Annotated in this window: 12 protein-coding genes and 1 tRNA gene; 7 read left to right on the forward strand and 6 right to left on the reverse strand. The window is 62.9% G+C overall.

Translation table 11 applies throughout. The annotated features are described in order from the left end of the window. Positions 1–79: 79 nt before the first annotated feature. From MVC20_RS05175 to MVC20_RS05185, 3 genes are all read left to right on the forward strand, one after another. A complete protein-coding gene (locus MVC20_RS05175) occupies positions 80–2,104 on the forward strand; it encodes a TonB-dependent receptor (RefSeq protein ID WP_297539112.1) in 2,025 nt (674 codons plus the stop codon). A 211-nt stretch (positions 2,105–2,315) separates the two neighbouring features. Next, entirely contained in the window at positions 2,316–3,782 is a 1,467-nt protein-coding gene (locus tag MVC20_RS05180) for an aldehyde dehydrogenase family protein (protein ID WP_297539114.1), read from the forward strand. A 42-nt stretch (positions 3,783–3,824) separates the two neighbouring features. Then, positions 3,825–4,574, forward strand: coding sequence for an SDR family oxidoreductase (locus MVC20_RS05185; RefSeq protein ID WP_297539116.1), 750 nt, complete (start codon positions 3,825–3,827; stop codon positions 4,572–4,574). Positions 4,575–4,725: 151 nt separating this feature from the next. On the opposite strand, the gene MVC20_RS05190 is transcribed toward MVC20_RS05185, so the two are convergent. Both MVC20_RS05190 and MVC20_RS05195 read right to left on the reverse strand, forming a co-directional pair. Continuing rightward, on the reverse strand, positions 4,726–6,075 hold the full coding sequence (locus MVC20_RS05190) for a HAMP domain-containing sensor histidine kinase (protein ID WP_297539118.1): 1,350 nt from the start codon (positions 6,073–6,075) through the stop codon (positions 4,726–4,728). Beyond that, on the reverse strand, positions 6,072–6,743 hold the full coding sequence (locus MVC20_RS05195) for a response regulator transcription factor (RefSeq protein WP_297539119.1): 672 nt from the start codon (positions 6,741–6,743) through the stop codon (positions 6,072–6,074). Before MVC20_RS05195 ends, MVC20_RS05190 begins: the two co-directional genes overlap by 4 nt. Positions 6,744–6,914: 171 nt before the next feature. On the opposite strand from MVC20_RS05195, the gene MVC20_RS05200 reads away from it, so the two are divergent. After that, positions 6,915–8,033, forward strand: a complete 1,119-nt coding sequence (locus MVC20_RS05200; RefSeq protein WP_297539120.1) for a Do family serine endopeptidase — start codon at positions 6,915–6,917, stop codon at positions 8,031–8,033. Between the two features lie 611 nt (positions 8,034–8,644). Here MVC20_RS05200 and MVC20_RS05205 read toward each other — a convergent pair. Continuing rightward, a tRNA-Gln gene (locus tag MVC20_RS05205) sits at positions 8,645–8,719 on the reverse strand. Positions 8,720–8,847: 128 nt separating this feature from the next. Next, positions 8,848–9,342: an SH3 domain-containing protein gene (locus tag MVC20_RS05210; RefSeq protein WP_297539122.1), complete on the reverse strand. Its 495-nt coding sequence runs from the start codon at positions 9,340–9,342 to the stop codon at positions 8,848–8,850. 111 nt (positions 9,343–9,453) lie between these two features. Here MVC20_RS05210 and MVC20_RS05215 point away from each other — a divergent pair, with 111 nt between their 5' ends. From MVC20_RS05215 to ggt, 3 genes are read left to right on the forward strand one after another with little or no spacing between them, the layout of a single operon-like run. Beyond that, positions 9,454–10,440, forward strand: coding sequence for a D-glycerate dehydrogenase (locus tag MVC20_RS05215; protein ID WP_297539125.1), 987 nt, complete (start codon positions 9,454–9,456; stop codon positions 10,438–10,440). 39 nt (positions 10,441–10,479) lie between these two features. Beyond that, positions 10,480–11,592 carry a class I SAM-dependent RNA methyltransferase gene (locus tag MVC20_RS05220; RefSeq protein WP_297539127.1) on the forward strand — a complete coding sequence of 371 codons (1,113 nt, stop codon included), beginning with the start codon at positions 10,480–10,482 and terminating at the stop codon, positions 11,590–11,592. A gap of 12 nt (positions 11,593–11,604) precedes the next feature. Continuing rightward, positions 11,605–13,377, forward strand: coding sequence for a gamma-glutamyltransferase (ggt, locus tag MVC20_RS05225; protein ID WP_297539129.1), 1,773 nt, complete (start codon positions 11,605–11,607; stop codon positions 13,375–13,377). 93 nt (positions 13,378–13,470) lie between these two features. On the opposite strand, the gene cueR is transcribed toward ggt, so the two are convergent. Together cueR and MVC20_RS05235 are read right to left on the reverse strand one after the other, a co-directional pair. Then, positions 13,471–13,857 (reverse strand): Cu(I)-responsive transcriptional regulator, encoded by a 387-nt coding sequence (gene cueR / locus MVC20_RS05230; RefSeq protein ID WP_297539131.1) that lies wholly within the window; start codon positions 13,855–13,857, stop codon positions 13,471–13,473. Continuing rightward, positions 13,854–16,313, reverse strand: coding sequence for a heavy metal translocating P-type ATPase (locus MVC20_RS05235; protein ID WP_297539133.1), 2,460 nt, complete (start codon positions 16,311–16,313; stop codon positions 13,854–13,856). The genes cueR and MVC20_RS05235 overlap by 4 nt, the downstream gene beginning before the upstream one ends. Positions 16,314–16,602: the final 289 nt, after the last annotated feature.

Genomic DNA, 16,602 nt, shown 5'->3' on the forward strand with positions numbered 1-16,602 from the left:
CCAAAAGAAAAAACCGTGCCAGCCTTTCGCAAGCACAACGGTGTGACAGCCATTGTCAACGAAACGAAAGGGACACGTGATGACATCGCGCAAGCGCTGCATATTACTTACAACCACCTGCCTCTGCATTGGGCTTGGCCAAGGATCTGTCGGTCTCGCTCAAGAGACCTTACCGCAAGAGGGCTTTCTTGGCACCCTGACGCTCGGAGAAAGCAAGCGCGCGGTGCAGACCGAAACCGCCACGCCGACGACCGTGATCGACGAAGAGGAAATTCGCGACCGTCAGGCCGGGTCTGTGGCCGAATTGCTGGTGACGGTGCCCTCTGTGGCCTTGCTCAACGGCGACACCGCGCAGGGGTCTGGCATCTCGATCCGGGGCTTTGGCTCGAATGACACATTCGGCACGGATCAAAAGGTGTTGATTCAGGTCGATGGCGCCACGCGCGGGTCCGAGGAGCTTTACCGTATCGGCACGCAGCTTTTCACCGATCCGTTCCTCTTCAAGGAGGTCGAGGTGATCCGGGGTACCGTAGGGTCGTTCGAATACGGGTCTGGCGTGGTGGGCGGCGTCGTGCGGCTCGAAACCATTGACCCCGAGGATGTGACCGAAGGCGAGACCGGGTTTGGCCTGCGTCAAACTCTGGAATTCCAGACCAACGGCAATGGTGTGACGTCTTCGACCATCGGGGCGTGGCAACCGACCGAGAATTTCGGCCTGCTCTTCAACTATGTCAGCCGCAGGCTCGGTTTTCCCGAGGATGGCAGTGGCACTGTCATCAACCCGCTCAGGGCGCGGATCGACGATCCCTCGATGTTGATCAAGGCCAAGTATCGCTTTGGCGAGGATAAGACCCATTCCATCGAGGCCAGCTATCAGGACACCCAAAGTTCGCAATTCGACGTGCCGTTCGACAGCTTTGGCAATCTCACCTTCTTCGGCAACGTCGACCGCGAGGTCGAAAGCCAGACAAGCATCCTCAAATACAACTTCAACCCGCTCAACGACCTGGTTGACCTGACGCTGCAATATTCGCATGTGGATGAATCAATCCTTCAGGCCCCTGTCTCTTGCCCCGGCAGCCCACCGGCTCCGACCAGCATCTGCTCGGCGCTGCTTGATGCGGACCATGATTACGAAACGACCACGCTTACGCTCAAGAACACATCCCTGTTCGATACCGGCGCATTGCGCCACGATCTGACGGCGGGGATCGAATACATCAACCGCGAGCGCGTCAACGCCTTTGCCGCACCGGGGGGCGAGGACAACCGTTGGGCGATTTTTGCGGTGGACGAGATCGACATCGGCCGTTCCTGGACCGTGACGCCAGCCCTCCGCTACGAGACATCCAAGGTCGAGGGCAACACCGCCCCCAACGATGGGCGCTTTTCCGAGGACGCGCTGATGGGCGGCCTGTCGCTGCGCTATGCGTTCAACAACGGCTTTGCCCTGTTCGGCAGTGCCGCCTATACCGAGGTCTTGCCGATCATCGACGATCTTGAGTTCCCAATCCGCATCGGCCGGAGCGAGAAATCGCGCACGTACGAGCTTGGCTTTTCCTATGACCGTCGCGGTCTCTTGCGCGACAGTGACAGTCTGGCGCTCAAGGTCACGTATTTCGACAGTGAACTTTGGGATGTGAATTCCTTTGTCGATACCACGCCCGCCCAAGCCCTGCTGGATGAAATCCAGACCCAAGGGCTGGAGTTCGAGGCATCCTATGCCATGGAAAACGGCTTCTACCTCGATTTCAATGCCACCATCTCCGATGGTGAAGAGGTGGACGCCTTGGGCGGGGTCCGTGATTGGCGCAACCTTGCCGCCAACAGCCTGCGCGCCACGGTGGGTAAGGTTTTTGACGACACCTATGACCTGAGTTGGGAGGTTGTCAGCGCCGACTCCATCACCGTGAATGGCGTGAGGGACGAGGGGTATACGGTCCACAACCTGCGCGCCACCATCGCGCCCAAGCGCGGTGTCTGGGAGGGAACCGAATTTCGCGTCGGCATCGAGAATCTGTTCGACGAGCAATACATGCCCAACCTGGCCACCCGCCCGGCGGTGGGGCGAAATTTCAAGCTGACGCTCGCCAAGACATTTTAACAACGGATCAGGGGGCAGGGCACCTCGACTTGCCCCCTTGCTACCGCAGCTTCGAACCGTGCCAACAGCTTTCAGACCTTGCGCGTGCGGGATCGCTCGATCACGCTGGCGATGAGCGAATCCAACCCTTCGCCTTGATACGCCGTGTACGGTCGGCAGGGTCCGACGAGACACCATGGTGAGGGGAATTTGAACACCAAGGAGCCAAGGCATGAAAGACATTGATCCCGATGCAACACCGGTCATCCCGAAGCCACTGAACCTGATTGGCAACGCGTGGGTCCCCGCACTCTCGGGCAAGGTGATGGATGTGCTGTCGCCCATCGACGGCTTGCCCTTTGCCCAGATTGCTGACAGCGACGCCGCCGATATCGACGCGGCGGTCGCAGCGGCGCGTGCGGCCTTTGATGGCGGCGAGTGGTCCAGACTAACCGCCGCAGAGCGGGGCCGCCTGATGATCCGCCTCTCCGAGCGTATTCTTGAAAATGTCGAACCGCTGGCACAGCTCGAGCGGCGCGATAACGGCAAGCCGATTGCGCAGGCGCGCACCGATATGAAAGTCACCGCCCGCTATTTCGAATTCTATGGTGGCGGCGCGGACAAGGTGCATGGGGAAATCGTGCCATTTCTCAACGGCTATAATGTCGAAGTGCACCGCGAGCCCTATGGCGTGACCGGGCATATCATCCCGTGGAACTATCCTGCGCAGATGTTTGGCCGTTCGGTCGCTCCGGCGCTCGCCATGGGTAATGCCACGGTTCTGAAACCCGCTGAAGACGCCTGCCTGAGCGCGTTGCGGATTGCTGAACTGGCGATCGAGGTGGGCTTTCCCCCCGGTGCCATCAATATCGTCACCGGGCGCGGTGCCGTGGCCGGTCAGGCGCTGGCGGATCATCGGGGGATTGATTTCATGTCCTTTACCGGGTCGCCAGAGGTGGGCGTGATCGTCCAGACCGCTGCGGCCAGGAACTTCATCGGCTGCACGCTGGAACTGGGGGGCAAGTCACCGCAGATCGTGTTCGACGACGCTGATCTTGAGGCGGCGATGCCGGTGCTTGTCAATGCGGTGATCCAGAATGCCGGCCAGACCTGCTCGGCGGGTACCCGCGTTCTCTTGCAGCGTGGTATCTACGACCGCGCCGTGGCCGAATTGACGGCCCAGTTCAGCGCCATCGCCGCCTCGGATTCCGGCGAGGATGCGGTGCTTGGGCCGCTCATCTCCGCCAAGCAGAAAAAGCGGGTCGAGACCTATATCGCCGAGGCCGATGCGCCGCTGATGGCCCGTGGCAGCATCCGTCCCGATGCGCCAAAAGGCGGCTATTACGTGGCTCCGGCCGTGTTTGGCCCCTGCGATCCCATGGCGCGGATTGCACAGGAAGAGGTGTTCGGCCCGGTGCTCTGCCTGATCCCGTTCGAGGATGAAGCAGAGGCGATTTCGATTGCCAATGCCACCGACTATGGCCTCGTTGCCGCCGTCTGGACCCGCGATGGCGGACGCCAACAGCGTGTGGCCAAGGCGATGCGCTGCGGTCAGGTGTTCGTAAATGGCTACGGCGCGGGCGGTGGCGTCGAATTGCCTTTTGGAGGCATCCGCAAGTCGGGCCATGGCCGCGAAAAGGGCTTTGCCGCGCTGCTCGAATTCTCGCGAATCAAGACGATAATCAACCATCACGGCTAGGCCGCGCTGCGGGCGGCACTGACAAGACCAAAGGATCACAAGATGAGACTACAGGGAAAACGAACACTCGTGACTGGGGCAGCCTCGGGCTTTGGCAAAGGAATTGCCGAAACCTATATCCGCGAAGGTGCCAAGGTGGCGGTGGTCGATTTGAACGAGGCCGGCGCGCGCGCCGTGGCAGAGGCGCTTGGCGAGAACGCCGTCGCCGTGACCTGCGATGTGTCCAAGGGCGATCAGGTTCAGGCCGCCGTTGATGCCACGGTCGCGGCTTTTGGCGGGCTCGACATCGTGGTCAACAATGCCGGTTGGAGCAATCCCAACAGCCCCCTGATGGAAACGGACGAGGCCACCTTTCGCAAGATCTACGACATCAACGTGTTGTCGATCTTTCACATGACCAAGACCTGTGTGCCGCTTTGGCGCGCTGCCGGGGGCGGGGTGATGATCAACATCGGCTCGACCGCAGGCATCCGCCCGCGCCCCGGCCTGACCTGGTATAACTCGTCCAAGGGGGCGGTGAACCTGATGACGCGCTCTTTGGCCGTGGAACTTGCCCCTGACAAGATCCGCGTTTGCTGTATCGCGCCGGTGATGGGCGCAACGGGCCTGTTGGAGCAGTTCATGGGCATGCCCGACACGCCCGAGAACCGCGCGCGGTTCATCTCGACGATTCCGATGGGCCGGCTGTCAGAGGCGCGCGACATCGCCAATGCGGCGCTTTATCTGGCCTCGGATGAGGCCGATTTCATCACTGGCGTTGTGCTGGAGGTCGATGGCGGACGGACGATATGAGCGTAGGCGCGCCTTGATCGCGCCATTTCGCGGCGCGATCTCTTGTCCCCCGTCGTGGCCGAGGTCGACATGATGACCGGCTCAGGGCGAACCGCGCGCCTGATCCGGGGCCGGGCGTGCCCTAGGCTATGGTCACGTGCATGCCGTGGTATTAGGGAAAGCCGAGCCTGACCCGCAGACCGGGCCCCGCATCGTCGAGGGACAGCGTCGCGTCATGCACCTGCGCAATCCCCGCAACAAGGCTCAGCCCCAATCCATTCCCGGGGGTCATGCGGCTACGATCCAGCCGGTAGAGTCGGCGCAGCACCAGATCCCGCTCTGCTTCGGGAATGCCGGGGCCGTTATCCGTGACTGCCAGATATACATGGGCCTCTGACTGAGACAGAGCGACGGTGATCCGGGTGCCTTGCGGGGTGTGACGCATGGCATTCTCTATGAGATTGGCAAGAACCTGCCCCAACAGCGTGCGATCCCCTATCACCGGACGCACCGGGACATCGGGGAGGGCGCAGATCAGAGTTTGTCCATTCTCAGTGGCGGCGGGTTCGTAGACTTCACAGAAGGTCCGGCATAGCTCGGACAGGTCCACTGGCGCAAACCGCGCCCGTGGTGAGCCGCTTTCGATCTGTGCCAGTTGCAACAGCGCGTGAAAGATCGACACGATCCGGTCGAGTTCCGCCTGTGCCTTTTCCAGCATCTCCCGCGCATTTCCGGTCAGATCCGGGCTCTGACTCAATTCATCCAGATGGACGGCAGCGCGTTGAATCGGAGTCTTGAGGTCATGGGCAATATCCGAGGACACCTGCCGCAAGCTCTCGACCGCATCCTCTTGCGAGCGGGCCATCTGATCGACCTTAGTGGCGATGCGGGCCAGGTCGTCGGACCAGCCTTTGACATCCCCTACCCGCGCTTGCAGGTTGCCTGAGGTCAATTGATCCAGCGTTCCGCTGATCACTGCCACATGCCGCGCGCCGCGCCGCGCCAGGAATAATCCGCCCGACAGCGCTACAAGAACTGTCGGCAGCAGCGAGATAGCCAGTATGTTTAGAAAGGTCTCTCGCAGCGCGTCGATATGCGCGAGGCTGCGTGCCACAGTGAGTTGACCGCCACGCAACGAGGTGGTCAGCGCCAGAAACCGCCCCTCGATTTCCGGGTTTCCCGGAAGGTAGGACAGAATCCGATAGCCATCCGCATCGCGCGCCACCAGCGCGTTGCCATAGTGCCGCCCGTTCGGCGCGAAATAACTCAGCACGACTCGTTCGGGATCCGTGTTGCGCGCCTCCGCCTCGACCAAAGAGGCGAGCGCGGCGGCAGAAGGGGCCGCGTGAAATCCGGCCATATCCTGCGTAAGGTCGGCGCGAAGCGTCTCTTCAAAGGAGGCTTGCGTGTAAAAATAGCTCGCAAGGAGCCCCAGCAGCGATACGAGCGAGAACAAGAACACGAGGCCAGCCGCCAGCCGGATCGGCATTGAGCGGAGAAGTGAGACGCGGGTCAGGATCATCCGTCAATCCGATAACCTGCACCGCGCACGGTCTTGATAAGCTCCGTCGCGAATGGCTTGTCCACCTTGGAGCGCAAGCGGCTGATATGGGTTTCAACCACGTTGGTCATCGGATCGAACGAGATGTCCCAGATCGCCTCGAGCAGCATCGTACGTGTTTGCACGCGCCCCTTGCGGCGCATCAGGTGCTCAAGAATGGCGAATTCACGCGGCAGAAGGTCGATCTCCTGACCCTCCCGCGTCACCTTGCGGGCGATCAGGTCCATCTCCAGAGGCCCGGCGCGCAACACGGTCTCTTGCTCCAGCGCATGTGGACGCCGCGCCAGGGCCGCAACCCGTGCCGACAACTCGCCAAAGGCAAAGGGCTTGACCAGATAGTCATCCGCCCCCGCGTTCAGCCCGCTGACCCGCTCTTCGACACTCCCAAGCGAGGTCAGGAAGAGAACCGGCGTGTGATTGCCCGCCCCGCGCAGGGTCTTGACCAGTGTCAGCCCGTCGATTTCCGGCAACATCCGGTCGATGATCAGAACGTCATAGGAGCCGCTTGTTGCTTGGATCAACGCGTCCCGCCCGTTGCTGACCAGATCGACAGCATGCCCCTCTTCGCGCAGACCTCGCGCGATATAGGCCCCTGTCGTTGCATCGTCTTCGACCACGAGCAGTTTCATGTCATCCTCTCGATATGCGTCGCCTGCAAACAGCTATCCTTGTTCGACCTGCATTGCATCCGCTTTTGGCCGCGCCCGCCCTTCCTAAATTATTTGTATAGTCGGGCACATCCCGCTGTGAGACCTGTGCAGCATATGGGCAGCATCGGACGCAACACAACGGAGCTTTCAATGATGTCCTCCACACCTCTTTCCCGTCGGCTTGCAGGGTCCGCAGCCCTTGTCGCCGTCCTGGGCGCAACAGGCCTTTCACTGGGTGCCGCCAGCCCGGTGCTGGCGGTTCCTGCGGGCGGATATGGTGATCTTGTCGCCGCCGTCTCGCCTGCCGTGGTCTATATCGAAGTCACCGCCAAGGCGCAGCCGACCGACCTGTCCGGCCAGTTGCCAGAAAGTCTGCCCGAGGGTCTGCGCCGGCAGTTCGAGCGCATGATGCCGCCCACAGGTGAAATGCCAGCCCGACAGGGCCTTGGATCGGGCTTTATCATTTCCGAAGACGGCAAGATCGTCACCAATAACCACGTCGTCGAAGGTGCCGAGCGTGTGACCGTCAAGCTCGCGGATGGGCGCGCATTTGACGCGGCCGTGGTCGGCAGCGACCCGCTGACCGATGTGGCCGTTCTTCAACTCGATACGGATGAATCCCTGCCCTTTGTGCGCTTTGGCGATTCGGATGCGATGCGGGCCGGGGATGAGGTGGTCGCGGTCGGCAATCCCTACGGTTTGGGCGGCACGGTGACATCCGGCATTGTCTCGGCCCTGTCGCGCAACATCAATTCCGGCCCCTATGACGACTACATCCAGACGGATGCCGCCATCAACCGGGGCAATTCCGGCGGGCCGCTCTTCAACAACGCAGGTGAGGTGATCGGCATGAACACCGCCATCTTCTCGCCCGATGGTGGATCGGTCGGCATCGGCTTTGCGGTGCCGTCGGACCTTGTGCAGCATATCGTGGCGGATCTGTCGGATGACGGCACGATCACCCGTGGCTGGCTTGGCGTGCAGATCAAGCCGATGCCCGAGGATATCGCCCAAGTGCTGGGATACGAAACCCCGAAAGGCGCGGTGATCGAGAATGTGACGCCGGACAGCCCCGCCGCCAAAGCCGGACTCAAGCAAGGCGATATCATCCTCAGCTTCAACGGGAGCGAAATTTCCGAGTTGCGCGATCTGACCCGCGCTGTGGCTGCAACGACACCCGAGGCTGTCGTGCCGGTCACGGTGCTGCACAAGGGGGCGGAAAAGACCCTCGACGTGACGATTGGCACGCTCGCCAATCCCAACGCTTGAGGCAAGACCGCGTCGGCGCATCCATGCGGCGCCGACGCGGATGATCTGATCTATCTAGCATAGTCGGAGTGCAGCAGATGCTCGGTGCCCTTACCGCTGTCTTGGATAACCTCAAGGTCACGGCGAGGCCACTGTCAGAGCGTTCTCAGACCCGGCTGTGCGAACCTGAACCGTCAAAGCAAACGCTGATAACTACGCACCACCATCGCGGCGCTTCCAAGCTTTATCCTTGCGATCCGAGGGCCCTGTTATGCCAAGACGACTGAGGCCGTTCTTGCGGCCTCACGCAACATCAAAGCGCAGCCAGGATAAGCGCGGGAAGTGCCACCATTCCGGCGCAAATGATACCAATTGAAATGCCTAGGCCTTTGAACATTTTGGGCTTTCCTTCTCTGCCAGTTCCATTTTCGGATACTTAGAGCGATGCGCCGGGAAAAAATGCGGCAGGCTGACGCACTTCGCACCTGCTCAGGCCACTTCAGCCTGAGGCCGCCGCGCGAGATGATCCCACGCCGCAGCACCCGAGCCACCCGCCGGCGGGGGCATGAAGAGGGGCACTTGCGCGCCGCACACAGCCCACGCGACTTATTTAATCAACAGTTTAGAAAGATTGGCTGGGGTGGTAGGATTCGAACCTACGGTACACGGTACCAAAAACCGATGCCTTACCACTTGGCCACACCCCAACGTGACGCGCTAATTACTCTGGAGCTTGCCGTGGTTCAAGGGTGCTCGGCAAAAAAAACGCAACTTCCCCAAGCAACACCGATAATAGATTGATAATGTGGTCGAAATTGCTCGAGCAGGCGATGGCCTACTCGAATGTCTCGTCCTCCATGACCCCCCAGAGCGCCGATTTCGGGGCCCAACCGTCATACCCGCCGGCGGAAACAGCGCACCAGTCGGGCTGACATTCCTCGAGTCGCGCGATCACGCCCTGCTCCAGACGGGCCACCACCATGGCATTCGCTTCGGGCTTGGCCAGCAGGTCCAGCATCTCGACCTCAACGCTTGCGGTGCGCACGCCCGACAGGAGCGTGTAATGCACCCAGCCGCCCGCACCGTCCCGGTCGCGCACCCGGCGCCAATGGCCATGCTCTGCCGTGATCTCGAGCGGCATGTCGCGTCGCTTGAAGATCCAGTCGATGCGATGCGTAAGGCTGGGGCCGCGGCGCACATTACCCTCAGAGGCCTTCATCGACACAAAACGCGGCAGCGGCAGGTTCGTGACCGGCCCGCGCTCTTGGGCCAAGGCCCCCAGAGGTCCCAGTCCCATCACCATGGCAAGGGCGGCAAGCCCGGATTTCATCGCCGTCATTCGAATTCTGCCCGCAAACTGCAAGGGGGTTCTTGTGCCCCGCTCTTTCCTGCGCCACTCTGGCAGCAACGCGCCTGAAAGGAAAGTTTCAAGGAGGGCTTCATGCCATCTGCACGCCTGAGTGTTGTCGTTACGCGACGCCTGCCCGAGCCGGTCGAGACGCGGATGCGCGAACTGTTCGACGTTCGCCTGCGAGAGACAGACGCGCCCATGACGCGCGAGGAACTGGCCCGCGCGGTCAAGCAGACGGATGTTCTGGTGCCGACCCTGTCCGACCGGATCGACGCCAGCCTGATCGCCCAGGCCGGGGATCGACTCAAGCTGATCGCCAATTACGGTGCCGGGGTGGACCATATCGACGTGGGCACCGCGCGTCAGCACGGTATCCTCGTGTCGAACACGCCGGGCGTTTCGGCGGATGACACCGCTGACATGACCATGGCTCTGATCCTCAGCGTTACGCGGCGGCTGCCTGAAGGGCTTGCAGTGATGCAGACCGGCAATTGGGGCGGATGGTCGCCCACTGCCCTTCTGGGGGGGCGGATCGCCGGGCGCAGGCTGGGAATTCTCGGCATGGGTCGGATTGGTCAGGCGGTGGCACGGCGCGCGGCGGCCTTTGGCATGCAGGTGCATTACCACAATCGCCGCCGCCTGCGCCCCGAGATCGAAGAGAGCCTTCAGGCAACCTATTGGGAGAGCCTCGATCAGATGGTGGCGCGCATGGATGTGATCAGCATCAATTGCCCGCATACGCCCTCGACCTTCCATCTGATGAACGCACGGCGGCTCAAGCTGATGAAGCCCGAGGCGGTGATCGTCAACACCTCGCGCGGCGAGGTCATCGACGAAAACGCCCTCACGCGGATGTTGCGTGCCGGAGAGATTGCGGGCGCAGGCCTCGATGTTTACGAGCATGGGGCTGACATCAATCCGCGCCTGCGCGAGTTGAAGAATGTCGTGCTCTTGCCGCATATGGGTTCGGCTACCGTCGAAGGGCGGATCGAGATGGGCGAAAAGGTGATCATCAACATCAAGACCTTTGACGACGGCCACCGCCCGCCGGATCAGGTCGTCCCCTCGATGCTGTGACGGCTCGCCTTTGGGGCCGGTCTGGCCTATGACGGCGCGATGACACAGCCAGAGCCTTTTGAAATCTTCCTCGCTGCCGTACCGGGGCACGAAACCGCCCTCGCGGAAGAGGCGGCGCAGAACGGTTTTGTTCCTGTCACGATCCTGCCCGGCGGGGTCAGCTTCAGAGGGCTTTGGCCTGATGTCTGGCGTGCCAATCTGGTATTGCGCGGGGCAGGTCGGGTGCTGGCGCGGATCGGGTCGTTCCGTGCGATGCACCTTGCCCAGTTGGACAAGCGAGCGCGTAAGTTCGACTGGGCCGCACATCTGCGCCCGGATGTGCCGCTGCGCGTCGAGGTCACCTGTCGCAAGTCCAAGATCTATCATGCGGGGGCGGCGACAGAGCGGATCGTCAAGGCGTTGACCGAATCCTTGGGCGTGTCCGTCTCAGAGGATGCGCCCCTGCGCCTGATGGCGCGGATCGAGGATGATCTGGTCACCTTCAGTCTTGATACATCAGGCGAGCCGTTGCATCGACGCGGGTATAAAGAGGCCGTGAACAAGGCCCCCCTGCGCGAGACCTTGGCAGCGCTTTTCCTGCGGCAATGCGGTTATGACGGGCGCGAGCCGGTGCTTGACCCGATGTGCGGCTCCGGCACCTTTCCGATCGAGGCCGCAGAGATTGCTGCAGGGCTGATGCCGGGCCGCGCGCGCCGCTTTGCGTTCGAAGATATGGCGGCGTTTGATCCTGCCGCTTGGGCCGCGCTCAGAGAGGCAGGGGCGCCACGCGACACGCCTCTCCGATTCCTGGGGTTCGACCGCGACGCGGGCGCTGTTCGCATGGCGGGCGAGAATGCGGAGCGGGCCGGCGTTGCGGCGATCACGCGCTTTGCCTGCCAACCGCTTTCGGCGCTCACCCGCCCCGAAGGACCGCCGGGGCTGGTGATGATCAATCCTCCCTATGGCGCACGGATCGGCAATCGCAAGCTGCTCTTCGGCCTCTATGCCAGCATGGGCGAGGTGCTGCGCCGCGAAATGACCGGCTGGCGCGTGGGCATTGTCACCAGTGACGCGGGGTTGGCCAAGGCCACCGGCCTGCCGTTCTTGCCACCGGGACCGCCGGTGGCGCATGGTGGGCTCAAGGTGACGCTCTGGCGCACTGATCCGCTCTAGGGAGGCTGCCACATGCGCGCGCTGGTTTTCATCCTTGCCATGGTCACAAGCGGAGCGGCTTGGGCGCAACAGGCTGCCGATACCGTCGCACCCGAGGGGGCAGGGGCCGGTGTATTGCAGGTGCCCGCGCGCCTTGCTGCCGCACAGGCGGCCAAGGACGCGGGCCAGCCGGTTGCGTCGCAAACCTGGATGATCGCCGCCGCTCATCCGCTGGCCGTCGAGGCGGGCGCGCGGGTGCTGCGCGAGGGCGGCACAGCGGCGGATGCGATGATCGCCACACAGCTCGTGCTCGGGCTGGTGGAGCCGCAAAGCTCGGGGCTTGGGGGCGGAGGTTTTCTTGTCTGGCATGACGGCGCAAGCGGCAAGATCACCACGCTTGACGGGCGCGAGACAGCGCCCCTGTCGGCAAGCCCCAGACTCTTTCAGGATGCGGAGGGTCAGCCGCTTGGCTTCTTCGATGCGGTGGTGGGCGGGCGCTCGGTCGGCACGCCCGGCACCCCGGCGCTTTTGGCCGAGGCGCATGCCCGATGGGGGCGGGCCGATTGGGCGGGGCTGTTTTCCGAGGCCATCGCCTTGGCTGAGGGCGGTTTTCCCGTCAGTCCGCGTCTGGCCGGGTTGATTGCCGAGGATGCCGAACGCCTCAGGATATTCAAGGATACGCGCGACTATTTTCTGCCCGGCGGCACACCGCTCGCCGCGGGTCAGACGCTGCGCAACCCGGACTATGCCGACACACTGCGCCGCCTCGCCTCTGAGGGGGTATCCGCCTTTTATTCGGGCGAGATCGCGCTTGATATTGCCGAGCGGGTGCAGCGGTCGGGGGGCAATCCGGGCGTCCTGAGCCCCCTCGACCTTGCCATTTTCCGGGTCAAGGAACGGCCCGCGCTCTGCACGCCCTATCGCGGCTACGAGGTGTGCGGCATGGGGCCGCCGTCGTCCGGGGCTAGCACGGTGGGGCAAATCCTGGGGCTTCTCGAACCTTTCGACCTATCGACCCTTGGGCCGAACAGCCCCGAGGCTTGGCGCCTCATCGGGGATGCCAGCCGTCTCGCCTTTGCTGACCGTGGCCGCTATCTGGCCGATAACGATTTCGTGCCGGTGCCGATCAAGGGCTTATTGGCACCCGACTACCTCAAGACCCGTTCAGAGCTTTTGCGCGGCGACGATGCCTTGCCAGAGGTGGCACCCGGGCAACCCGAGTTCGATCACGCCCATCTCTGGGGGGATGATCGATCGTTGGAACTGCCCTCGACCTCGCATATCTCGATTGTCGACAGCTACGGCAACGCCCTGTCGATGACGACGACGATTGAAAACGGGTTCGGATCGCGCCTGATGGTGCGGGGGTTCCTGCTCAACAACGAGCTGACCGACTTCTCCTTTGCCACCCACGACAACGGTCGGCCCATCGCGAATGCTCTGGCCCCCGGCAAGCGCCCGCGCTCTTCCATGGCGCCCACGATTCTGCGCCGCGACGGTGCTCCGGTGCTTGTGCTGGGCAGCCCGGGGGGAAGCAGCATCATCGGCTATGTCGCCAAGACCATCATCGCCTGGGTGGATTGGGGCCTTGATGCGCAAGAGGCGGTGAGCTTGCCGCACCTGGTCAACCGGTTTGGTCCCTATGACATCGAACCCGCCGCCGCGGCTCTGGTGGCACCTCTCTCCGACATGGGATTTGAAACACGCCAGACGGCGCTGACCTCTGGCCTGCATGTCATTGCTATTGGCACGGAGCTTTCAGGCGGAGCCGATCCCCGCCGTGAAGGGCTTGCCTATGGCGAATGATCGAATTTGAGTATTTGGGCCATAAAGAAACCAATCGGCTTTCATCTGGCCTGAAATACCTCGGGGGGGTCGGGGGCAGCGCCCCCCGCCTGCTCAACCCTCGGCCAGATCGCGCAGGATGGGGCAATCGGGCCGCGCATCCCCGGCGCATTCGCGTACCAGATGCTGCAGCGTGGCTTGCATCGACTGCAACTGGGCGATTTTTTCCTCGATCTGAGCCAGGTGCTCTTGGGCCAGTTTCTTGACATCGCTGCTGGCGCGGTCCTGATCCTCGTAGAGCGCCATCAGCTTGCGGCAATCTTCGATGGAAAACCCGAGCGCGCGGGCGCGGCCCAGAAAGGCCAGCTTGTGACTGTCGCTCTGGCGAAAGACGCGGTAGCCATTGGTGTCGCGCAGGGGCCGGATAAGACCGATGTCCTCATAATACCGGATCGTCTTTGGGGGCAGGCCGGTCTCGCGGGCCACGTCCGAGATATTCATGCCGCGCCTCCCATCACCGGGCGCATCCGTCTGAGGCGGAGCGCATTGGAGAGAACGAAGACCGAAGAAAGCGCCATCGCACCTGCAGCCAGCATTGGCGACAAGAGGAGGCCGCTCACCGGATAAAGAACCCCCGCCGCCACCGGAATGAGCGCGGCGTTATAGGCAAAGGCCCAGAAGAGGTTCTGCCGGATATTGCGTAGTGTGCGATGCGAAAGCGCCTGCGCCTCGACCACGCCGGTCAGGTCGCCCGACATCAGCACCACGTCTGCCGCTTCGATGGCCACATCCGTGCCCGTTCCCACGGCGATGCCCACATCGGCCTGCGCCAATGCTGGCGCGTCGTTGATCCCGTCCCCGACAAAGACCAGCGTGCCAAAGCGCTCTTGCAGCGCGCGCACCGCCGCCACCTTGCCTTCGGGCAGAACCTCGGCTTCGACATGGTCAATGCCCAGCTGGCGGGCGATGGCATGCGCAGTGGCCGTGCTGTCGCCGGTAATCATCGCTGTCTTGATCCCCTTGGTATGCAAGGCGGCGATAACCGCCGCACTGGTTTGCTTGACCTGATCGGCGATGCCCAGCACCGCCACGAGGCGCCCGTCGATTGCGATGTGGATAGCGGTCTGTCCGGCTTCGGCAAAGCTATTGGTCTCTGTGGCCAGAGCGTCGGTCTCGATGCCCTCGCGCGTCATCAGACGCGCCGCGCCGATCAGAATGCGATGACCTTCGACCTCGGCGCTCAGCCCGTGCCCGGCGATGGCCCGCACGGCGTTTGCCCCCGGCACCTCAAGACCCCGCCGCGCCGCTTCAGCCTCGACCGCGCGGGCGATGGGGTGTTCCGATCGCGCCTGTGCCGCCGCGGCAAGCCGCAGCACGCTGTCCGCATCCTGCCCCGCCACCACGGCAATCCGCGTCACCTCGGGTTTGCCGCGCGTCAGCGTGCCGGTCTTGTCAAAGGCAATGGCGCGCACCTCATCGAGCCGCTGCAAGGCCTCGCCCTTGCGAAAGAGCACGCCCAGTTCCGCCGCGCGTCCGGTGCCCACCATGATCGACGTCGGCGTCGCCAATCCCATCGCGCAGGGGCAGGCGATGATCAGAACAGACACCCCCGCGACCAGCGCATGCGTCAGAACCGGGGCCGGACCCAGCAGCAGCCAGACCGCCACCGTAACAAGCGCAATCGCGATCACCACCGGCACAAATATTCGCACCACCCGATCCGCCAGCGCCTGCACCGGCAGTTTGGCGCCCTGCGCCGTCTCGACCATCGCCACGATTCGCGCCAGTACCGTGTCCTGCCCGACGGCCGTCGCGCGAAAACTGAGCGCGCCCGCGCCATTGACCGTGCCGCCGACGACGCTGTCACCGGGTCCCTTGGCCACGGGCAGCGCCTCGCCGGTGATCATGGATTCGTCGATATGCGAGTGACCCTCTGTCACCTCGCCATCAATCGCTACCCGTTCGCCGGGGCGCAGATGAATCAGATCGCCAAGGGCGACTTCATCTATAGGCAGATCGCTGACCTTGCCCTTGCGCTCGACCCTTGCCGTCTTGGGCTGTAACCCGATCAGCCGCTGGATCGCGGCCCCCGTACGGCCCTTGGCCCGCGCCTCGAGCCAGCGGCCCGTGAGGATAAGGGTGACAATGACTGCTGCCGCCTCGAAATAGACCGCGCGCGTGCCTTCGGGCAAAAGCGTAGGGGCCAAGAGCGCCACCGTGGAATAAGCCCAGGCCGCACTTGCGCCCAAGGCCACGAGGCTGTTCATGTCCGGTGCGCCCTTGAGCAGCGCGGGAACACCCAGACGGTAGAATTGGCGCCCCGGCCAGAGCAGAACCAGCGTGGTCAGTCCGAACTGCACCGACCAGGACAGACCCATGCCAAGCGTCGTCATGATCAGATCGTGCAGAGCCGGGATCATGTGCCCCCCCATCTCCAGCACAAAGACCGGAAGTGTCAAAAGACCGGCGATCCAGACCTGTCGGCGTGCATGGCCGATCTCTTCCGCGCGACGGGCTGTGGGGTCCTCGCCGCCGGGGGTGTGCAGTCGTGCCGGATAACCCGCCTCGGTCAGGGCACGCGCCAGAGCGCGCGCATCCGTGCTGCCGGGCAGATAGCGCACGCGGGCCGTTTCCGTGGCAAGATTGACCTGCGCCTCGAGCACGGCGGGCAGGGCCATCAGCGCGCGCTCGGCGCGGTCCACGCAAGAGGCACAGGTCATGCCGCTCACGGCAAGTGTCACTGTATCCTCGCGGGCCGGGTAGTTGGCCGCCCGCAGCGCAGCCACGATTTCGCTGGCCTCTGCGCCGTTCAGGCTCATCTGTGCTGTGCCATTGGCAAAATTGACCGAGGCCTGGTTAACCCCGGCCACTGCGCCAAGCGCCCGCTCGGCTCTCCCGGCACAGCCTGCACAGCTCAGCCCCTTCACCTCGATTCTCATGTTGCTTGGCTCTGCCATGGCGATTCCTCTTTTGCTTTGAGGGTCAGATAGGGATTCCAGTCACTGTAAGGTCAAGGGCGCAGGCCCGAATTGTTGGAAAACAGGGCGATTTGCAGGGAAATAAGGCGCTGCGAAGAAAAATTCATTTTTCTGTAAAAAACCCCTTGCGACTCTTTGGGGCTAACCGTAAAAGCCCCTTCACCGGCGCTGCTGAGGCGGACGTTGGGACGCGGAACGGGGTTGAGCGGAAGCTTGACGAAGGGAAGCGGGAATAAACTCTGAGGTAGGATTGGCGGGTTGCGCTAGG

Origin of the sequence: Roseovarius sp., assembly GCF_027019125.1 — a bacterium.
Taxonomy (GTDB): Bacteria; Pseudomonadota; Alphaproteobacteria; order Rhodobacterales; family Rhodobacteraceae; genus Roseovarius.

Excerpts from the sequence above, each read along its gene's own strand:
- MVC20_RS05175 (WP_297539112.1), top strand. The coding sequence starts at position 80 with ATGACATCGCGCAAGCGCTGCATATTACTTACAACCACCTGCCTCTGC.
- MVC20_RS05180 (WP_297539114.1), top strand. The coding sequence starts at position 2,316 with ATGAAAGACATTGATCCCGATGCAACACCGGTCATCCCGAAGCCACTG.
- MVC20_RS05185 (WP_297539116.1), top strand. The coding sequence starts at position 3,825 with ATGAGACTACAGGGAAAACGAACACTCGTGACTGGGGCAGCCTCGGGC.
- MVC20_RS05190 (WP_297539118.1), bottom strand. The coding sequence starts at position 6,075 with ATGATCCTGACCCGCGTCTCACTTCTCCGCTCAATGCCGATCCGGCTG.
- MVC20_RS05195 (WP_297539119.1), bottom strand. The coding sequence starts at position 6,743 with ATGAAACTGCTCGTGGTCGAAGACGATGCAACGACAGGGGCCTATATC.
- MVC20_RS05200 (WP_297539120.1), top strand. The coding sequence starts at position 6,915 with ATGATGTCCTCCACACCTCTTTCCCGTCGGCTTGCAGGGTCCGCAGCC.
- MVC20_RS05210 (WP_297539122.1), bottom strand. The coding sequence starts at position 9,342 with ATGAAATCCGGGCTTGCCGCCCTTGCCATGGTGATGGGACTGGGACCT.
- MVC20_RS05215 (WP_297539125.1), top strand. The coding sequence starts at position 9,454 with ATGCCATCTGCACGCCTGAGTGTTGTCGTTACGCGACGCCTGCCCGAG.
- MVC20_RS05220 (WP_297539127.1), top strand. The coding sequence starts at position 10,480 with ATGACACAGCCAGAGCCTTTTGAAATCTTCCTCGCTGCCGTACCGGGG.
- ggt (WP_297539129.1), top strand. The coding sequence starts at position 11,605 with ATGCGCGCGCTGGTTTTCATCCTTGCCATGGTCACAAGCGGAGCGGCT.
- cueR (WP_297539131.1), bottom strand. The coding sequence starts at position 13,857 with ATGAATATCTCGGACGTGGCCCGCGAGACCGGCCTGCCCCCAAAGACG.
- MVC20_RS05235 (WP_297539133.1), bottom strand. The coding sequence starts at position 16,313 with ATGGCAGAGCCAAGCAACATGAGAATCGAGGTGAAGGGGCTGAGCTGT.